This window comes from Pseudarthrobacter sp. CCNWLW207, assembly GCF_037203945.1.
Lineage (GTDB): Bacteria > Actinomycetota > Actinomycetes > Actinomycetales > Micrococcaceae > Arthrobacter.
This window is the reverse complement of the sequence record NZ_JBBCBS010000017.1, coordinates 1-18,235: the sequence shown is the minus strand read 5'-3', so window position 1 is coordinate 18,235 and position 18,235 is coordinate 1. Positions and strand designations below refer to the sequence as shown.

Annotated in this window: 13 protein-coding genes; 8 read left to right on the top strand and 5 right to left on the bottom strand. The window is 65.1% G+C overall.

Annotation, left to right across the window (positions count from 1 at the left end; translation table 11 throughout):
- The first annotated feature begins 153 nt into the window (after positions 1–153).
- Positions 154–1,596 carry an adenylosuccinate lyase gene (purB, locus tag V9L17_RS19920; RefSeq protein WP_337352628.1) on the top strand — a complete coding sequence of 481 codons (1,443 nt, stop codon included), beginning with the start codon at positions 154–156 and terminating at the stop codon, positions 1,594–1,596.
- Between the two features lie 244 nt (positions 1,597–1,840).
- Positions 1,841–2,512, top strand: a complete 672-nt coding sequence (locus V9L17_RS19915) for a histidine phosphatase family protein (RefSeq protein WP_337348672.1) — start codon at positions 1,841–1,843, stop codon at positions 2,510–2,512.
- 4 nt (positions 2,513–2,516) lie between these two features.
- Here the strand turns inward: V9L17_RS19915 and V9L17_RS19910 are convergent, their stop codons facing one another.
- Together V9L17_RS19910 and V9L17_RS19905 are read right to left on the bottom strand one after the other, a co-directional pair.
- Positions 2,517–3,452: a serine/threonine-protein kinase gene (locus V9L17_RS19910; protein ID WP_337352627.1), complete on the bottom strand. Its 936-nt coding sequence runs from the start codon at positions 3,450–3,452 to the stop codon at positions 2,517–2,519.
- 346 nt (positions 3,453–3,798) lie between these two features.
- Positions 3,799–4,308, bottom strand: a complete 510-nt coding sequence (locus V9L17_RS19905) for a MarR family winged helix-turn-helix transcriptional regulator (RefSeq protein ID WP_337348670.1) — start codon at positions 4,306–4,308, stop codon at positions 3,799–3,801.
- A 213-nt stretch (positions 4,309–4,521) separates the two neighbouring features.
- Between V9L17_RS19905 and V9L17_RS19900 the strand changes: the two genes are divergently transcribed.
- The 5 genes from V9L17_RS19900 to V9L17_RS19880 all read left to right on the top strand — a co-directional run bounded on the left by V9L17_RS19900 (position 4,522) and on the right by V9L17_RS19880 (position 14,348).
- Positions 4,522–9,387, top strand: a complete 4,866-nt coding sequence (locus V9L17_RS19900) for an NAD-glutamate dehydrogenase (protein ID WP_337352626.1) — start codon at positions 4,522–4,524, stop codon at positions 9,385–9,387.
- Between the two features lie 140 nt (positions 9,388–9,527).
- Positions 9,528–10,031, top strand: coding sequence for a GNAT family N-acetyltransferase (locus tag V9L17_RS19895; protein WP_337348668.1), 504 nt, complete (start codon positions 9,528–9,530; stop codon positions 10,029–10,031).
- Positions 10,032–10,314: 283 nt separating this feature from the next.
- Complete coding sequence (locus tag V9L17_RS19890; protein ID WP_337348667.1) at positions 10,315–11,400, top strand: extracellular solute-binding protein; 1,086 nt, start codon at positions 10,315–10,317, stop codon at positions 11,398–11,400.
- 42 nt (positions 11,401–11,442) lie between these two features.
- Positions 11,443–12,510 (top strand): ABC transporter ATP-binding protein, encoded by a 1,068-nt coding sequence (locus V9L17_RS19885; RefSeq protein WP_337348666.1) that lies wholly within the window; start codon positions 11,443–11,445, stop codon positions 12,508–12,510.
- Positions 12,507–14,348 carry an ABC transporter permease gene (locus V9L17_RS19880; RefSeq protein WP_337352625.1) on the top strand — a complete coding sequence of 614 codons (1,842 nt, stop codon included), beginning with the start codon at positions 12,507–12,509 and terminating at the stop codon, positions 14,346–14,348. The genes V9L17_RS19885 and V9L17_RS19880 overlap by 4 nt, the downstream gene beginning before the upstream one ends.
- Here the strand turns inward: V9L17_RS19880 and V9L17_RS19875 are convergent, their stop codons facing one another.
- The gene (locus tag V9L17_RS19875; RefSeq protein ID WP_337352624.1) at positions 14,349–15,404 is read right to left on the bottom strand and encodes an FAD-dependent monooxygenase; all 1,056 of its coding nucleotides are present in this window, start codon (positions 15,402–15,404) and stop codon (positions 14,349–14,351) included. It abuts the gene before it with no gap.
- A gap of 56 nt (positions 15,405–15,460) precedes the next feature.
- Between V9L17_RS19875 and V9L17_RS19870 the strand changes: the two genes are divergently transcribed.
- On the top strand, positions 15,461–16,000 hold the full coding sequence (locus tag V9L17_RS19870) for a TetR/AcrR family transcriptional regulator (RefSeq protein WP_337352623.1): 540 nt from the start codon (positions 15,461–15,463) through the stop codon (positions 15,998–16,000).
- A 98-nt stretch (positions 16,001–16,098) separates the two neighbouring features.
- Here the strand turns inward: V9L17_RS19870 and V9L17_RS19865 are convergent, their stop codons facing one another.
- Entirely contained in the window at positions 16,099–17,292 is a 1,194-nt protein-coding gene (locus tag V9L17_RS19865; RefSeq protein ID WP_337352622.1) for a 4-hydroxybenzoate 3-monooxygenase, read from the bottom strand.
- Between the two features lie 121 nt (positions 17,293–17,413).
- Positions 17,414–18,163 (bottom strand): IclR family transcriptional regulator, encoded by a 750-nt coding sequence (locus V9L17_RS19860; protein WP_337352621.1) that lies wholly within the window; start codon positions 18,161–18,163, stop codon positions 17,414–17,416.
- Positions 18,164–18,235 lie beyond the last annotated feature (72 nt).

Sequence of the window (18,235 nt, the reverse complement as noted above, 5' to 3'; positions counted from 1 at the left end):
AGGGAATACCTGGGTCCCCCAGCCGCCACTGTCTGGACCCCCGACGCTACGGAACGGCACCCGGCCACGGAAGCACCGCCGTCGGCTATGTGGACAAGTCACACCCAGCAGCCGCTTAAGCGGGGGGTGGGCAGTTCGTGAAAGAATCAGCACATGCCTGAAACTGCCGCCACAGCTGATACCCGCACGCCCTCCGGACGCCTGGCCCTCGCCGCGTCACCGGACCAGATCGCCCTGGGCCCGCTGGACGGCCGCTACCAGTCCGCCGTCGCACCCCTTGTTGACTACCTGTCCGAGGCGGCCCTCAACCGCGACCGTGTGGCCGTCGAAGTCGAATGGCTCATTCACCTGACCAGCAACAACGTCCTTCCCGGCGCCGGCCCGCTCACAGCGGAACAGCAGGAGAAGCTCCGCGGCATCGTCACTGAATTCGATTCCGCCTCGGTCTCCGAACTCGCCGAGATCGAGGCCGTCACCGTCCACGACGTGAAGGCCGTGGAGTACTACATCGGCCGCCGCCTGCCCGCCATCGGCATCGAGCATCTCACCGCCATGGTCCACTTCGGCTGCACCTCAGAAGACATCAACAACCTCTCCTACGCACTGGGCGTCAAGGGTGCTGTGGAGGACGTGTGGCTGCCGGCCGCACGCGCCCTTGTGGCGCAGATCAGCAAGATGGCCGAGGACAACCGCGCAGTTCCCATGCTGTCCCGCACGCACGGCCAGCCGGCCACGCCCACCACGCTGGGCAAGGAACTTGCTGTCATCGCGCACCGGTTGACGCGCCAGTTGGACCGCATTGCCAAGACCGAATACCTCGGCAAGATCAACGGCGCCACCGGCACCTACGCAGCCCACGTGGCTTCAGTTCCCGGAGCCGACTGGCAGCAGGTTTCCAAGTCCTTCGTGGAGGGTTTGGGCCTGACCTGGAACCCGCTGACCACCCAGATTGAAAGCCACGACTGGCAGGCGGAGCTGTACGCCGACGTCGCGCGCTTCAACCGGATTCTGCACAACGTCTGCACGGACATTTGGAGCTACATCTCCATCGGCTACTTTGCCCAGATCCCCGTGGCCGGCGCCACCGGATCCTCGACGATGCCGCACAAGGTCAACCCGATCCGGTTCGAAAACGCCGAGGCCAACCTCGAAATTTCCTCGGGCCTCCTGGACGTGCTGGGCTCCACGCTGGTCACGTCCCGCTGGCAGCGCGACCTCACGGACTCCTCGAGCCAGCGCAACATCGGCGTGGCATTCGGCCACTCCCTGCTGGCCATCTCCAATGTCGCCAAGGGCCTGGACCGCCTCGACGTAGCAGAGGACGTCCTCGCCGGTGACCTGGACACCAACTGGGAAGTCCTGGGCGAGGCCATCCAAATGGTCATGCGGGCCGAGGCGATTGCCGGCGTCGAAGGAATGGAAAACCCGTACGAGCGCCTGAAGGACCTCACCCGCGGACAGCGTGTGGATGCCGCGCGGATGCAGGAATTCGTCCAGAGCCTGGGCCTCTCCGCCGAGGCCGAGGCGCGCCTGCTCGCGCTGACGCCCGGCAAGTACACCGGCATCGCGGACCAGCTGGTGGACCACCTCAAGTAGGACGGCCTGTACGTCCAACAAAAGTACGGCGGCACCGGGCTCCTCGAGGGCCCGGCGCCTTCGTTTTGGGCTTCGGTGTCCGCTCCTGGTTCGTTCCCGCCCAGTTGCTGGCCCGGGCTTCGCGCGTGTCGCAGTGACACGCCGTGTCTTGCCGCCCTGTGGCATCAGGAACCGGGAAGGAACGCACGACGCCGGACGGTCACGCACGCGCCCCGGTCTTGCCGCAAGATGCGAAACTGGGAGCATGAAGTTGCTGCTCATCCGCCACGGACAGACCCCCGGTAACGTACTCGGCCAGCTGGATACGGCCCATCCGGGGCCTGGGCTGACGGAGCTGGGAAAGCGGCAGGCAGAGGCCATGGCACGGTCACTGGCCGATGAACCGATCGGGGCCCTCTACGCCTCAACACTGCTCCGCACGCAGATCACGGCGGCACCGCTGGCACGGCTGCATGGCCTCGACGTTGAGGTGCTGGACGGGCTCCACGAGATAGAGGCCGGTGCACTTGAAAAACTGACCGACCACGAATCACACATGCGGTACATGAGCACGGTGTTCGCGTGGGCAGCCGGTGACCTGGGCCGCCGTATGCCGGCCGGTCCGGACGGTCATGAATTCTTCGAGCGGTATGACGCCGCCATCACCCGGATTGCCCAGCGCGCCGCCAGCAACGGGAATTCTGCCGCTGCTGCCGTGGTCAGCCACGGCGCCGCCATCCGTACTTGGGCGGGCCTCCGCGCGGCGGACGCCGATCATGAGTTCGCGGCCCGCCATGTCTTGTCCAATACAGGCATCGTGGCGTTGGAAGGTGATCCGGACGCAGGCTGGAAGCTCATCCATTGGGACGGGAGCCCGGTGGGTGGCCTTGCCCTGGCCGATCCCACCGCCGAGGATCCCACCGGCGGGACCGCCTAGCGTGTCAGTCCGCTGACGCGGGCTTCCCGAAGCGGACCTGGCGTGCCGTGCCCAAGGACACCAGGTTGGCATACCGCGGGCGGCCGCGGGGAATGAGGCGGGAGGCCAAGGCCGAAGCTTCGGCGGCTGTCGGCCTGTCGGCTGCGTCCATGGCAGTGGCGGCGGCCAGCAACTCGTGCCACCCGCGGCCCAGGCTGTGGGGGATCTCGGGGCTGCGCAGGGTACGGGCCACGAGTGATTCCAGGGGTGTCCCGGGAAAGGCTTTTGTACCGGTCAGCAACTCAAGCAGGACAAGCCCGAGCGCGTAGACATCCCAGGATGGCTGGGCGGCCTCCACTGATGCCTGCTCCGGACTCATGTAATGCGCCGTTCCGGAGGAAATGCCCGGCTCGGGCAAGGTCCCGGCGCGGGCGGCAATGCCAAAATCTACTATCCTCACAGGGCTACGCCGTAGCCCGCTCAGCATCAGGTTTGCAGGTTTGATGTCGCGATGGACCAAGCCCCGCGCATGGAGGTGGCTGACTCCGTCGAAGAGGTCCACGGCCCACGCGGCGACGTCTGTCCGGCTGTGGTCCGCGACCCTCAGCCTTTCCGAAAGGCTGGTGCCAAAAGCAAGTTCCTCGACAATGAATGGCCTCCCCGCCTGCGGGGAGCCGTCAGGCACAAGTCCCTCCGCCACGAAGCCGATAATGGCAGGGTGGTCCAACCTGGCCAATATCCTGGCCTCATTGTGGATCCTTGCCAGCTGCTTGGTAGTGGAATCCGCAGCGATCTTGACCGCAACGTCGCGTCCGCCGGCAAGGTCCACTGCGCGGTATACCTCGGCCAGCGAGCCCCGGCCCAGCCGCTCACGAAGCTGGTAGCGGCCGAGGAGGAGGCCCCCGGCGGCCGCCTGCCCACCATTCCGGAGAGCATGGACCGGGACGGCCAGGGCTGTCATGGCCTTGAATCAGAAACGGGATGGCTGGCCAGTGAACTTTCAAAGAACGGTCCGGCGCCCCAGGCATCCAGCTGGAAGCCGCAACTGCAGCGCCATACGGGCGGCAGGCGCACAGGCTCGGCAGGAGGTTCGAAGCTGTAGCCGGTCGCCAGCGGCCCCATTGTCGGCGTCCCCAGTTCCATCAGGCTTCCGCAATGGACCGGAGCGTCCGGGCCCTCGGCGGGATATTCGTCTTCGCAAAGCATGGATTCCGGTTCGCAAACTCCGGCAATACTTACCAACGCACACGCCTCCTTCACACTCACAACCCCAGGACTGATCGTAAGCATACATATAACTAGTCAGGCTAGCTAATCTCAGGGGCCGTGTCCTCGTGAACAGCGGAGGTCATGCTGTTGAGGAACTGCACCACAATGCGGGCCTCCTCTGCGCTCAGGCCTTCGGCAACAGACATCATTCGGCGATGCATGGCCCCCAGCGTGAGCCTCACCTCCTGATCCGATTCCGTGGTGGGGACGACGATCACCGAACGGCGGTCCGATGGGTGCGCCTCGCGGCGGACATGGCCGCTTGCAACCAACCGATCGATGAGCGAGGTGGTGGAAGCACTGGTGATGCCCAGAATCCGGCTCAGATCCTTTGGCACCACGGTCTCGCCGGAAGCCTGCGCCCGCAGGAGGAAGCGGAGGGCGAGGATGTCGGTTTCGCCCATGCCCATCGAATTCCTGGTTGACCGTCGAACGGACTGTTCCGCCGCCCGGTAATCCCGCAGGGCTTTCAGGACGGCCGCCCCGGAGTCGAGTTGGCCGTCCGGGCCGTACCAGTAGCCGGAACCGTCAGTTTGATGTGCGCCCATTCCACAATCCTAGACGGGCTGGTATCTAGACAAGCTTGCGATCCGGCAGGTGGCCCGCAGGCGGCGGGCTTGCGGGTGCATCGATGCCGAGGAACAGTAGTCGCATGACGCCGGGGAACAACACTGGACTGCATTGGCCGCGGCGACCATGATGAAGAGTAGGCGCGGGGAGGCGTGATCCCGGCAGCCCGCCGCGCACGGAGGCGCAGTGGCATGGCACGGACATCGGAGCAGACCCCCGCAGGTTCGCTGGAACCCGACGCGGATTTCCTCGCCGCATACTACGCGCACGTAGCGGCCGAGGACCTGCACAATGACGATCCTGAGACCCTCCGCGCCAGGGCAGCCCACCATCTGGAGCTGGCTTCCCGGCGGCGTCCCGGTGAGGCGGCCGTCGGCATCCTGAATGAACTGGACACCAGCGTCGTGGCGGTGGTCGCCGAAGACCTGCCCTATCTGGTCCAGTCGGTCACCGCAGAGCTCACGCGCGAGGACACCCCGATCCACCAACTGGTCCACCCCACCTTCCTGGTGCACCGCGACCCTGTCTCCCATGCACTGCTGGAAGTCCGCCCTGGTCCGGCCCGGGAGGGACTGGAGGCGGGCAATGCTGTGCCATCCGATGGAACGCCCGAGGTCTGGATCGGCATGGAAATTGGGCGGTTGGCCGACACCGAGGCGGCCCGGGCACTGATGGAACGGCTGCGGGCTGTCGTGGCCGACGTGCGTGCAGTGGCCCATGACGAGGCCGCTATCCATGGCAAGCTGTCCGCAGCCATCGCCGCAGCGGGGCAGGCGCCGCCTCATGCTGTTCCAGCGGTCCAGCAGCTCCGCGATCTGCTCCGCTGGCTGGCCGAGGGCAACTTCGTCTTCCTGGGCTACAGTGAATATGGATTGACGACGGCGGGAGGCGTTGACTCGCTCGCCCTCAGGCCAGGCTCGGAGCTGGGGCTGCTGCGCCACCGAAGTCCCTCCACCACACTCGTCCCGGACACCGGCCCCGGTCCCCGGAACAGCGCAGGGGAATCCGGCATGAAGGACCAGCAGGTCCTCGCCTTGGCCACCTCTGATGTTCGCTCCACTGTCCTGCGGGGATCCTACCTGGACGAGATCCGGGTGAAAGCCTTCGACCCGTCAGGAAAAACCACCGGAGAACAACGGTTCCTGGGCCTCTTCACACCCAGCGCCGAGCACCAGTCCGTCCGGCGGATCCCGGTGATCCGGGAAAAATTGAACGCAGTCAGCGACGCTCTTGGATCGGCGCCCGAGTCCCCGCAGGGCAAGGATCTGATTGCCGCTCTGGAAGCGATCCCGCGCGAGGTGCTTTTCCAGATCGACATCCCAGACCTCAGCCGGCTCGCGCGTGAAATCATGCGCGCGGAACAGCTCCGGCAGACACGGCTGTTCCTCCGCCCCGATACACTCGGCAGGTTTGTGCTGGCTCTCGTCTTCTTTCCCCGTAAGCGTTACAACACCGCTGTCCGGCTGCAGATGGAGCGCGAGTTTACTCACGCCTTCAAGGCCACTTCCATCGAGTTCGAGGTGCGGCTCTCCGAATCGCCCATGGCGCGGATCTTCTTTCGGATCGGAACTGCGGAGCCACAGGCTGACACACGTCCAGCGGCAGTCCGCGAGGCACCAGCAGGCCAGCCCGGCGTCGACCCTGCCCAACTGGAGCGTGACCTGATCGCTGCCACACGCTCCTGGGCGGAAGGCCTCGACGAACTCATCCGCGAGCGCTTCCCGGCTGCGGAGGCAGCGGGAATTTCCCGCCTGTGGTCCCACGCGTTTCCGCCGGCTTACCGCGCGGACTACCGCTTGGACACCGCGGTCCGGGACATTGCGAACTTCGAAGCATTCGACCTGGACGGAGACGGTGGCCGCCCCTCCGGCGATCCCCTCCTGACGGTAACCCGGTCAACAGCCACCCCGGGAGAGGCACGGATCCGGCTTTACCTGACACGGCCCCGGAGCCTGACGCAGATCCTGCCGTTCCTGCACAACCTGGGCCTGGAGGTCCTGGACCAGCGTCCATTCGGGATCCGGCGCGGAACGGCCCGCGAGCTGTTCCTGTACGACTTGGGCGTGAAGTATCCGGCCGGCGTAGACCCGGAGGCAACCAGCGACCTGCTGGCGCAGGCTTTTCGCGCCGCGATGCGCGGGGACATCGAGTCCGATGCAATCGATGCCTTGGTCATCAGGGAGGGCGTGGCGTGGCGGCAGGCCGTAATCCTGCGAAGCTACGCGAAGTACCTCCAACAGCTGGGAACCACCAATTCCTACGGCTTCATCGCCGAGACCCTGAAAAACAATGTCCGGGCAACCCACGCCCTCCTGGCGCTCTTCCAGGCAAAGTTCGACCCCACCCTGGAACCTGCCGCCCGGTTCCGTGAAACGGCCGCGGCGCGCACGGAGGTCCTGGCAGCCATCGAGGCCGTACCCGTCTTGGATGCCGACAGGCTGTTGCGCACGTTCATGAACCTGGTGGAATCCACGCTGCGCACCAACTACTTCCAGGACAAAGGGCACCTGAGCTTCAAGCTGACTCCGGCTGCCATCGTCAACGCCCCGTTTCCGCGGCCGAAATATGAGATCTGGGTTTACTCGCCACGGGTGGAGGGGGTCCATCTCCGCTTCGGCGAGCTGGCCCGCGGCGGGCTGCGGTGGTCCGAAAGGAGCGAAGATTTCCGCACCGAGGTCCTGGGCCTGGTCAAAGCCCAAAACCTGAAGAATTCCGTCATTGTGCCTACCGGGGCCAAAGGCGGCTTCTATCCCAAACGCCTCCCGGATCCCGCTGTTGACCGTACGGGATGGCTGGCGGAAGGAACCGAGTGTTACCGCATTTTCATCCGCGGACTCCTGGACCTTACGGACAACCTCGTGGTGTCACCGGCGGGCGAGAAGATAGTGCCGCCGCCTCATGTGGTTCGCCACGACGGTGATGACTACTACCTGGTGGTGGCGGCGGACAAGGGTACAGCGGCCTTTTCCGATACGGCGAACTCAGTGGCGCACGAATACGGCTTCTGGCTCGGGGACGCCTTCGCGTCAGGAGGATCCGTGGGCTATGACCACAAGAAGATGGGCATCACTGCCCGTGGGGCCTGGGAATCCGTCAAGCAGCACTTCCGTGCGTTGGGCATGGATCCACAGGCGCAGGACTTCACCGTGGCGGGCATCGGAGACATGAGCGGGGACGTCTTCGGGAACGGCATGCTGCTCTCACGGCACATCAGGCTGGTGGCAGCGTTTGACCACCGCCACATCTTCCTCGATCCAACGCCCGACGCCGAGACCTCCTTCCGTGAACGCCGGCGGCTCTTCAGCCTGCCGCGCTCATCCTGGGCCGACTACGATCCGTCACTCATCAGCGAGGGCGGCGGAGTCCACCCGCGCAGCGCGAAGGCCATCGGCATCACCGAGCAGGTCCGGGTTTGCCTCGGCCTGCCGGCCGGTACGTCCGCGCTCCCGCCGCATGCCCTGCTCCAGGCCATCCTCCGGGCGCCGGTGGACCTGCTCTACAACGGCGGGATCGGAACCTACGTCAAGGCTTCCATCGAACGTCACCAGGACGTAGGCGACAAAGCCAACGACCCCCTCAGGATCGACGGCGACCAGGTACGGGCCCGTGTCATCGTGGAGGGCGGCAACCTGGGCATCACCCAGCGTGGCCGGATCGAGGCGGCCCTCAGCGGCACGCTGCTGAACACGGACGCGATCGACAACTCAGCCGGAGTGGACTGTTCGGACCACGAGGTCAACATCAAGATCTTCGTTGACCGAATGATCGCCGCGGGGCGCATGCCGGACACCGAACGCGGCCCGTTCCTGCACTCCCTCACTGACGAAGTGTCCCGGCTGGTATTAACCAACAATGCCGACCAGAACGTGCTGCTGCTCAATGACAGGCACTTGGTGCTTGAGTGGAGTCCCGGGTTCGAACGTGCCATGGACTGGCTGGAGAACGCTTCGGAACTGGACCGCGGACAGGAAGCACTGCCCAGCACGGAGCAGCTTCGCGAACGGCTCCGGTCCGGCAAGGGGCTGACCTCCCCGGAGCTGTCTGTCCTTGCCGGTTACGCGAAAATCGAACTCGCCAAGGAACTCACGTCCAGCGACCTGGCCGATGACCCGTGGTTCCAAGGCACGCTGCGAGGCTACTTCCCCCACCAGTTGGCCGAACGCTTCGACGCCGAGCTGGACTCGCACCCGCTCCGCCGCCAGATCATCTGTACGGTGGTGGCGAACGACATGATCAACCTGGGCGGCATCACCTTTGCGTTTCGGGCAAAAGAAGAAACCACCGCCACCGCAGCGGCGGTGGCGCGGGCCTTCGTGGTGGCGCGCCAGGCGTACGACTTGCCTTGGATCATGGACAACATTGATGCCCTGCCCCCGGAGTTTCCCAGTGATCAGGCCGCTGAACTCGCCATCCATATGCGCCGCGTCCTTGACCGGGCCACCCGCTGGTATGTGACGCACGACCACCGGGACCAGCGCATCGCCACAGCCCTGGCCCGGATCATGCCCACGTTGGAGCTGCTGCGAACGCGGACGTCGGATTACCTGCGCGGCTCCGATATCGACCGGGTCCAGGGGCGCCTGGCACACTGGGACAGCCTGGGCCTCCCGCGGGAGTTGGGCGTGCGTGCCTCTGATCTCCTGGAGAGCTTCGGCCTGCTGGATATCTCCCTCATATCCGAACAGGTGCACGAGCCCATCCCCATCATCGCCGATCTCTACTACGCGGTCTTCCAAAGGATCGACGCCGCCGGCCTCCTCCTGCGCATCACGGACCTGCCGCGCCAAAGCCGGTGGGAGACACTCGCCCGGGCGGCGCTGCGTGACGACGTCTACTCGGCCGTCGCCGACATGACCATCTCGGTGATGCAATCCAGTTCGACGCCGGGAGCAGGAGGACCCGACGCCGTGGAACGCATCGTGGCCTGGGAGCGGGGACACCAGGAGCAGCTGGCACGGATCAAGGACACCTTCGCGGAGGTGACCGGCCCGGGCCAGGTGGACATCGCGTCAATCTCAGTAGCGCTCAAGCTCCTGCGGACGCTCGTGCGGCAGTAGGCCCGCCGCGTTTGTCCCGCCAGGGCGCGCGGGCTGCACCATCACTGACTGTTCTCTGGGCGCTTACGCGAAGGAAACACCGCGGTAACCGCGGCCTCCTAGGCTTGTCAGGCATAACCCTTCGGCGAAACGAGGCAGCCATGCAGACCAATCCCCGACTCAACATCAGGCAGGTCACCTGGTCGAACCCCGTGGGTGCCGACCTGCGCCGGGCCCAGCAGGCGGAACTGGACGCCCGCTTTGGCACCCCTGACCACGAACCCGGCACGCCGCCGTCGTCCGCGGACTGCGCCGTGTTCCTGGTGGCCTACGACAAAGGCTCCGGGCAGCCCGTGGGCTGCGGTGGCCTGAGGCTGCTGGATTCCACGACGGCGGAGATCAAACGGCTGTACGTCCTCCCGTACACGCGGGGTTCGGGAGTGGCCAGCTCCATCCTTGCTGCCCTTGAGGCCGAGGCATACAAGCAGGGGATCACCCGGATCAAGGCCGAGGCCGGATCGGCACAGCCGGATGGGCGGAATTTCTACGAAAACTCCGGCTTCGAAAGCGTTCCCAACTTCGGCCCGTACATCGGAGTGGCGCACTCCTACTGCTACGCGAAATCCATCAACTCGCGCAGCGCCGCCCACACGGCCATGGCCTGAACCGGAGAAACTGGGCTGTCCGCTAACCTCGCTGATTACGCGCCAGAGCATCCTCACCGAGACCCCCGCCCAGGACTGACGACGGCGGCACGCACCGCCGTGGGCATGCCGCCCAGCGTTCACCGCACGTTTACGCACCGTGCCCTGAACGTTTTATCGGGTCCTCCAGACTCATCAGCCGAGCTGTTTATCGAATCGATAGCTATAACAGCCTGAAATTGGCGCGTCCGGCGATAGGCTGGCCGGACATGCTCCGCTGACAGTCCAGAAATGAGTCCTGATCGTGCGTAAATTGCAGACATTGGTTGCCGCCGCAGTCGCCGTCACCCTTCTCGCCGGATGCGGAGGCGGCACAGCATCGCCCGCCGCTTCAGGGGCGGCGTCTACCTCCCCGGCAGCCGGTTCCGGCGAAACCCTCGTGATCTACACCAACTCAAACGGCGAAGGCCGCGGCGAGTGGGTGACCGCCAAAGCCGCAGAGGCCGGCTTCAAAATCGAGATTGTAGGCGCCGGTGGCGCCGATGCCACGAACAAGTTGATCGCGGAAAAGAACAATCCCATTGCCGACGTAGCCTACGGCCTGAACAACATGTACTTTGCCCAGATCAAGGACGAAGGCGCGCTTGAGCCCTATGAGCCCTCATGGGCGGGCGAGGTTGACACGGCCCTGGGCGACAGCGGGGACGGTAAGGCTTACTGGCCCTTGGTCAAGCAGGCCATCCTGCTCGGTTACAACTCAGACAAAATCAGCGCCGACGATGCTCCGAAGGACTGGACAGATCTCTGGACCAAAGACGCACTCAAGGAACGCTATGAGCGCGTGACCGGACTCGGTACTGCCACCGCGCAGCTGGTCTTTGCCGGCATCCTCACCCGCTACAAGGACGACTCCGGAGACCTCGGCGTTTCGGATGAAGGTTGGAAGCAGGTGGAGCAGTACTTCCAGAACGGCAGCCCCGCCGTGGCCAAGACCGACCTGTTTGCCCGGATTGCCTCGGGCGAGGTGGACCTGGGACAGATGCCGTCGTCGATCATCGCCGAACGGGAGAAGTCCTTCAAGGTCAACGTCGAAACTGTGGCGCCGTCCGTGGGCGTACCCCTGGCAGTGGAACAGATAGCACTGGTGAAGGGGACCGACAAGAAGGAACAGGCGCAGAAGTTCATCGACTGGTTCGGCAGCGCCGAAGTCCAAAGCGCCTTTGCCCAGCAGTTCAACGCCATGCCGGTGAACACCAGCGCCGCCTCGAAAGCGAATCCTGAGGTAGTGGAGTTCTTCGCCGACGTGAAGCAGCAGGACATCGACTGGGATTTCGTGCAGGAGAACATGGGCGCCTGGGTGGAGAAGATCGAGCTCGAGTACATGACGTAGCCGCCCCTATCCGCACCCACAGTCCCACCAGACAGGTTTCCCATGATCCGCTTGGACAACATCGAAGTTTCCTTCGGCGACTTCACAGCCATCCCAGACCTGAACCTCCACGTCAGGCCAGGGGAATTCTTCACACTCCTGGGCCCCTCCGGCTGCGGAAAAACGACGGCGTTGCGCACCTTGGCAGGGTTCATCGAGCCCTCCAGGGGAACCGTCCACGTGGATGGGAAAAACGTCACCCGGCTGGCCAGCGACAAACGCCAGGTGGGCATGGTCTTCCAGAACTATGCCCTGTTCCCCAGCATGAGCGTATGGGAGAACATCGCCTTCGGACTCCGGGTCCGGAAGGAAAAATCCGCCGACACTGACCGCCTGGTGCGCGATATTGCGCGCCGGGTGGAGCTCAGCGAAGACCAGCTGGGCAAGAACGTGGCGGAGCTGTCGGGAGGTCAGCAGCAACGTGTGGCCGTGGCCCGCGCACTGGTTCTGCGGCCCAAGATCCTGCTGTTGGACGAGCCGCTGTCCAACTTGGACGCCAAGCTGCGGAACCAGCTCCGGCAGCAGCTCAAAGACCTGCAAAGTGAGTTCGGCATCACCACCGTCTACGTCACCCACGACCAGGATGAGGCCCTGGCCATGAGCGACCGCGTGGCCGTGTTCAACAAGGGAGTGGTTGAGCAGGTGGGCACGCCGAAGGACATCTACGACCAGTCAGCCACCGAGTTTGTCTGCAACTTCATCGGTGATAGCTCCCCGCTGACCCCGGAGTTCGTGGCGGAGCTGAACCGGCTCTCCGGCGCCGGCCTGGACCCTGACGCCAATTCCTACCTGCGGGTGGAAAAGGCGTCACTGACACCGCCGGCGGACGGAGGCACCGCCGTCGGGCTGTCCGGAACAGTCGTATCTCGTACCTACCACGGCCTGCATAGCCGCTATGTGGTGCGGAGCCGCGGCGCGGACATCCGGCTGTTGGTCAAGGAAGACGGCGGTGCCCACCCCGAAGCCGGCGCCGAAGCCACAGTGTACGTCCAGCCGGCCCACGTGCTGCAGTACCATCCGGGCACCGGAGCCGCCCTGGCCAAGCAGGACCAGGCAGTGGCCCTGCCATGAACCGCGGTCCCGCTAACATCGGCGGTAAGAAGGGCGGCAGGAACGGCGGCTCTGCCAGGAGCATGCTCCGGTCCCCCTTCGTCCTGATGGTGGGCGCAGTGCTCACCTGGTTTATCGCAGCGTTCCTGGTCTGGCCCAACCTCAACGTCCTGATTGCAACGTTCTTCCCGGACGGCAGCTTCTCGGGGCGGGCGGCCGAGAAGCTGTTCTCCTCGCAGCGCGCCATGAAGTCACTGGGCAACAGCTTCCTTCTGGCACTGGCCCTGTCCATCACGGTGAACGCCGTGGGAATCTTCATTGTGCTGGTCACGCACTACTTCAAGATCCGCGGCTCCCGTATCCTTTTCCTCGGCTACGCCACCACGTTCATCTACGGCGGCATCGTGCTGGCCGCTGGCTACAAGTTCATCTATGGCGACAAAGGCATTGTCACTTCCCTGCTGCTCAGGGTCTTCCCCGGAATGGACCCGGCATGGTTCTCCGGCTTCTTTGCTGTCCTTGTGGTGATGACCTTCGCCACGACCACCAACCACATGCTGTTCGTGGGCAATGCGCTCAAGGGCGTTGACTACCAGACCATCGAGGCGGCCAGGAACCTCGGGGCGTCCACTTGGACCATCCTGCGCCGCGTGGTGCTGCCCATGCTCAAACCCACGCTGTTCGCCGTCACCATCCTGTCCTTCCTGACTGGCCTGGGCGCACTCAGCGCTCCGCAGGTGCTGGGCGGCCGGGAGTTCCAGACCATCACGCCGATGATCCTGACGTTCGCCAACAGCCCCACCTCCCGGGACCTGGCTGCGCTGCTGGCCGTCATCCTGGGCGTTTCCACCATCCTGATGCTCGCGGTCATGTCCCGGCTGGAGAAGCGCGGCACGTACTACTCACTGTCCAAGGTGTCCTCGGCCCTGCAGAAGCAGCGAATCACCAGCCCTGTTGCCAACGCTGCCGTGCACGCCATCGCCTACCTGCTTTTTGCCTTGTACACCTTGCCCGTGGTGCTTATCGTGTTGTATTCCTTTGCCGACGGCGCCGCGATCCAGACCGGCCAGATCTCCCCGGGCAGCCTGACCCTGGACAACTATGTACGGGTCCTCACCCAGGAGTCGGGCCTGCGCCCTTTCATCGTCAGCGTCGTTTACAGTGGGCTGGCCACCCTGATAGCGGTGGGCGGCCTGCTGTTCGTGGCCCGGCTGCTGCAGAAGTACAAGAATTGGGTCGCGTCCGTTTTCGAATACTTGCTCCACATTCCCTGGATCCTGCCGTCCGCCCTGCTCGCCCTCGGACTCATCATCAGCTACGACCACCCGAATCCGCTCGTGGGCGGGGCCGTGCTGACAGGAACCACGGTGATCCTCCTGATCGCGTTCGTGACTGTGAAGATCCCGTTCACCCTCCGTATGCTCAAAGCCTCGTTCGCGTCGGTCAACTCCTCGATGGAGGAAGCCGCAGCCATCATGGGAGCCAAAACGCTGTATGTGTTCCGCCGGATCCTGCTGCCCATTGTCCTCCCGGCTGCTGCAGCCATCGCGGCCTTGAACTTCAACAGCATGCTGGATGACTATGACACCGCGATCTTCCTGGCGCACCCACTGGTCCAGCCGCTGGGGCTGGTGATCAAGGCCAATACCGACGGTGCAGAAGGAGTTGAGGGCGTGGGGAACACGTTCGTCTACACCGTGCTGCTGATGATCATCACGGGGCTCACCATGTACCTCGTCTACGGCCGCTCCAGCCGCCGCGGTGCGGGGCGCAAAAACGTCCCGGGGGCTGCTCCAGATGCGGCCACGTCACCTGGGCTGGTGGCGGCCGGCGCAGAACCAGCCGCCCCCGTCCGCTGATCAGGTGGGGGAACCAGTAACGACGGCGGCGTGCTCCTTCGGGCGCCGGGCCAGCGTCAGCAGCCGGTCGCGCAGGGGCTGGGCGGCTTCCGTCAGCGCCACGCGCATCAGCGCGGACGACGCCAGGCCCAAGGCTTGAGTGCGGAGCCGCCGCTGGCGATCGTATGACCTCAGTGCCTCGTCAGCAGGAAGGACATTCAAAAGTTCCGCCAGTGTGACTGCATCGACTAATGCTTCGCAGGCTCCCCTGCCGAGGTTGGGCGTCATGGCATGGGCTGCATCGCCGATCAGCACAACCCGGCCGCGGACGAAGGACCGCAACCGCGGGGTGGTCCAGATCCCCTGGGCAAGCGAACGCTCCGGAGTGGCTTGGGCAAGGACGTCGCGGATGGCACCCGCGTGCCCGGCGTAGCGGATCCGTGCCTGCTCAAGGGCTGCGGCGACGTCGATTCCCTCCACCCCAAGGTCGGAGCGATAGCTTGCGTACCAGTTGGTGCCGGCGGCTGCAGCGGCGATGCCAAAAAGATCTCCGCGCCCCCAGTACTCGCCAACGTGTTCCGGGTGGACAGGCACCGGAAGCGTACCCCGGACGGCAAGGTACGGAGTGGGCCGGGCTGCGGTCCTTTCCCCCCAGATGCCGCGACGCACCGCGCTGTGTACGCCATCCGCCCCTACCACCAGGCCGGCCCCGGACGGGACCGCGTGGAAGCGGCCCGTGATCCGGCGGACAGTGTCCGGCACGGCGGCGTCCAGCAGGCGCAGCAGGTCCACCCTGGAAATGCCGAACATCTGGCCGCCGTTCACGGTAACCCAGGGCACGCCCGCGGCATTGCGGATGGATCCGCTTCCAATCACCGGGCTCACGGTGCGGGCCTCAGCCAGGACACCCACTTTTTCCAGGGCACGTTGCGCGTTGGGCCACATGGCCAGCACTGTCCCAACCGCGGGCAACTCCGGCCGCTTCTCTGTGACCGTCACATCGAAACGGTCCTGGTCCAGGCAGGCAGCCAGTGCCAGCCCGGCAATTCCTCCGCCAACAATCGAGATTGTTTCCATGCGTGCGATCCTACTACTTTTGTAGTAATTCGGAAGGGGTCAATTACACTGGGCCCATGCCTGACCGCCGCACAGAACTTATGGACGCCGCCTTGAGGGTAGTGGCGGACAAAGGAATGAAAGGCCTCACCCACCGGGCCGTTGACGCGGCGGCGCAGCTGGCCGAAGGGACCACCTCCAATTACTACCGGAACCGGGCTGCCTTAGTGGAGGCCGTTCTGGACCGCCTGGAGCAGCTGGAGGTCGCACTCCTGCAGGACCAGGGGCAGGCCGGCCCGCCCGGGAACATTGAGGAGCTGGCCCGTCAACTGGCCGCCCTGGTGTTGGCGCTGGCAGGACAGCACGCTGCCCTCACGCGTGCCCGATTGGCGCTTTCCCTGGACAAACCCGAGGCGGTGACCGCCGGGCATCTCCGGCTGGTGGGCGGGCTGGAGCAGGCGCTGACCGCCTTAGGGGTGGCTGACGCAGCCGGGCGGGCTCGGGACGTAGCGGATTACGGCGACGGCGTACTGCTCCACATGCTCACCGTCAGGCAAGGCGAGCATCCGGACGTTGCAGCCATTGCCGCCCCAATCCGGCGGCTGCTGGCACCCTGACGCCCTTGCCTGATTCCGCACGTCGGGGACCGGCCTGCACAGCCGGCGTCAGCCCCGCCGTCGTACTTCAATTTCACGGCAGCCTATGTCACGGCATTCTAGGAAACGGCGCCGGGCCAGCCGGTGTAGGCCTCGGCCAGGTAGGCCATGCCGTGCCGGGAGGAGACCACGGAGTTCAGTTCGCCGAGCTGGCGGGCGCGGGTGAAGTCATCCGCGTCCACCGGCGTGTGGAGCATGGTGGTCATCCAGTAGGAGAACTGCTGGGCCTTCCACACGCGCTCCAGTGCCCGGTCACTGAAAGTGTCCAGCAGGTGCGTAGAGCCGGAGTTGTAGTAGCTGTCCAGTCCTTCGAAGAGGACCTTGACGTCATGGACGGCCAGATTCAGGCCCTTGGCGCCGGTGGGCGGGACGGTGTGCGCTGCATCGCCGGCCAGGAATAGGTTGCCGTGGCGCATGGGGGTGTGCACAAAGCTGCGGAACGGCAGGACCATCTTGTCGATGACGGGGCCTTCCTTGAGTTCAAAGCCGTTGCCGTTGACCCGGCTGCGGAACTCGGCCCAGATCCGGTCGTCGTCCCAGTCAGCCACGTTCTCATGGGGATCGCACTGGAAATACATCCGCTGCACGGTTTCGGTGCGCTGGCTGATCAGGGCGAAGCCGTTGGCGGAGTTGGCATAGATCAGCTCGTCCGCGCTGTGCGGAGCTTCGGCCAGGATGCCGAACCATGCGAAAGGGTACTCGTGGAAGTACCACTTCCGGTTGGCCTCCGGGATCTGGAAGCGGCAGTGGCTGCGGGAACCGTCCGCGCCCACCACGAAGTCCGCCTGGATCTCGTACTCCACACCGTCGGCGTCGGTGAACCACACCTTCGGCTTGCCTTCGAGGTCGTGCACGGTGGTGTCCGTGACGCTGTAGCGGACGTCGCCGCCGTCGGCCTTCCGTCGTGCTGCGAGGTCCAGGAAGACGTCCGTCTGCGGGTAGAGCCAAACGGACTCCCCCACGAGGTCCTTGAAGTCGACGCGGTGGCTTTCGCCGTTGAACCGCAGTTCGATGCCGTCATGCCGGTCCCCGTCACGCAGCACCCGGTCCGAGACTCCGCTGTCCACGAGCAGGTTGACGGTGCCGTGCTCCAGGATGCCGGCGCGGACGGTTTCGGAGATGACCTTGTGGCTGCGGACTTCGACCACGGTGGAGTCGATCCCGGCGTTGGCCAGGAGGTGGGAGAGCATCAGGCCGGCCGGGCCGGCGCCCATGATGGCCACCTGGGTGGTGATGATTTTGCGTGGTGCCATGGCTGTTTCTCGCTTCGTTGCGGGGCTCGTGCTGGAAGAGCTGCGTGGGGCGTCAGGGCTTCAGTGTGCAGCAGGAAGCCTGACCGGCGTAACGCGCATTCCATTCAACGGAAGAAGGATTTCAGCTTCCGGCGTCGCCCAATCGCCGGGCGATTCCCCGCGCGGCAGTCTGCAGCGCGGGAACCAGGGCCTGCAGGCGCATCTCCCGGAGCGGAACCACGACGCCGAGCGCGGCCACCGCGCGCTGCCTCGCGTCAAGGACGGGAACGGCAATGCCCCAGGTATCCGGATCCACGACGCCGGCGAGCTGCGCAAAGCCCTGCAAGGCCGTTTCGCTGAGCAGGCCGCGCACCGCATCCCGCGTTACCTTCCCGGAGGGGTCAGCGAACTGCTCGAGGTACTCAGCCTGCAGCGCCTTCCCCTGGTGCGCCATCAGCGCGAGCCCGGCTGAGGAAACGTGGACGGGCATCCGTCCGGCCACTTTGGCCCGGTTGGCCACGGAACCGCGGTAAGACAGCCGTTCCACAAAGAGGGCCTCCCAGTGGTCCAGGACCGCCAGGTTCACGTTCTGGTTCAGGACCTGCTGGATGTCCTCCATGAACGGCATGGCGGCCTGCCGCAGCGCCAAGGTAGGCGAATTACGGTTCACCAGTTCCCACAGACGCAGCCCCAGCCGGACGGTTCCACCGGTGCCGGTCTCAAGCAGGCCGTGCGCTGCCAACTGCCGGACCAGCCGATGCGCCGTAGTGAGGGGAAGCCCCGCCCGGGCGGCCAAGTCCGAAAGCTGGAGGCTGCTGACGCCTTCAGGGAACGCTGAAATGACCCTCACCACACGATCCACCACAGAGTCCCCGGAGACTGAATTGGCCATGATCCATCGCTTCCATTGAATGGGGTGACTTTGTCCCAGAGTGGGGGGGGGGGGGGGGGGGGGGGGGGGGGC

Coding starts and splice junctions, on each gene's coding strand:
- purB (WP_337352628.1), top strand. CDS start 154: ATGCCTGAAACTGCCGCCACAGCTGATACCCGCACGCCCTCCGGACGC.
- V9L17_RS19915 (WP_337348672.1), top strand. CDS start 1,841: ATGAAGTTGCTGCTCATCCGCCACGGACAGACCCCCGGTAACGTACTC.
- V9L17_RS19910 (WP_337352627.1), bottom strand. CDS start 3,452: ATGACAGCCCTGGCCGTCCCGGTCCATGCTCTCCGGAATGGTGGGCAG.
- V9L17_RS19905 (WP_337348670.1), bottom strand. CDS start 4,308: ATGGGCGCACATCAAACTGACGGTTCCGGCTACTGGTACGGCCCGGAC.
- V9L17_RS19900 (WP_337352626.1), top strand. CDS start 4,522: ATGGCACGGACATCGGAGCAGACCCCCGCAGGTTCGCTGGAACCCGAC.
- V9L17_RS19895 (WP_337348668.1), top strand. CDS start 9,528: ATGCAGACCAATCCCCGACTCAACATCAGGCAGGTCACCTGGTCGAAC.
- V9L17_RS19885 (WP_337348666.1), top strand. CDS start 11,443: ATGATCCGCTTGGACAACATCGAAGTTTCCTTCGGCGACTTCACAGCC.
- V9L17_RS19880 (WP_337352625.1), top strand. CDS start 12,507: ATGAACCGCGGTCCCGCTAACATCGGCGGTAAGAAGGGCGGCAGGAAC.
- V9L17_RS19875 (WP_337352624.1), bottom strand. CDS start 15,404: ATGGAAACAATCTCGATTGTTGGCGGAGGAATTGCCGGGCTGGCACTG.
- V9L17_RS19870 (WP_337352623.1), top strand. CDS start 15,461: ATGCCTGACCGCCGCACAGAACTTATGGACGCCGCCTTGAGGGTAGTG.
- V9L17_RS19865 (WP_337352622.1), bottom strand. CDS start 17,292: ATGGCACCACGCAAAATCATCACCACCCAGGTGGCCATCATGGGCGCC.
- V9L17_RS19860 (WP_337352621.1), bottom strand. CDS start 18,163: ATGGCCAATTCAGTCTCCGGGGACTCTGTGGTGGATCGTGTGGTGAGG.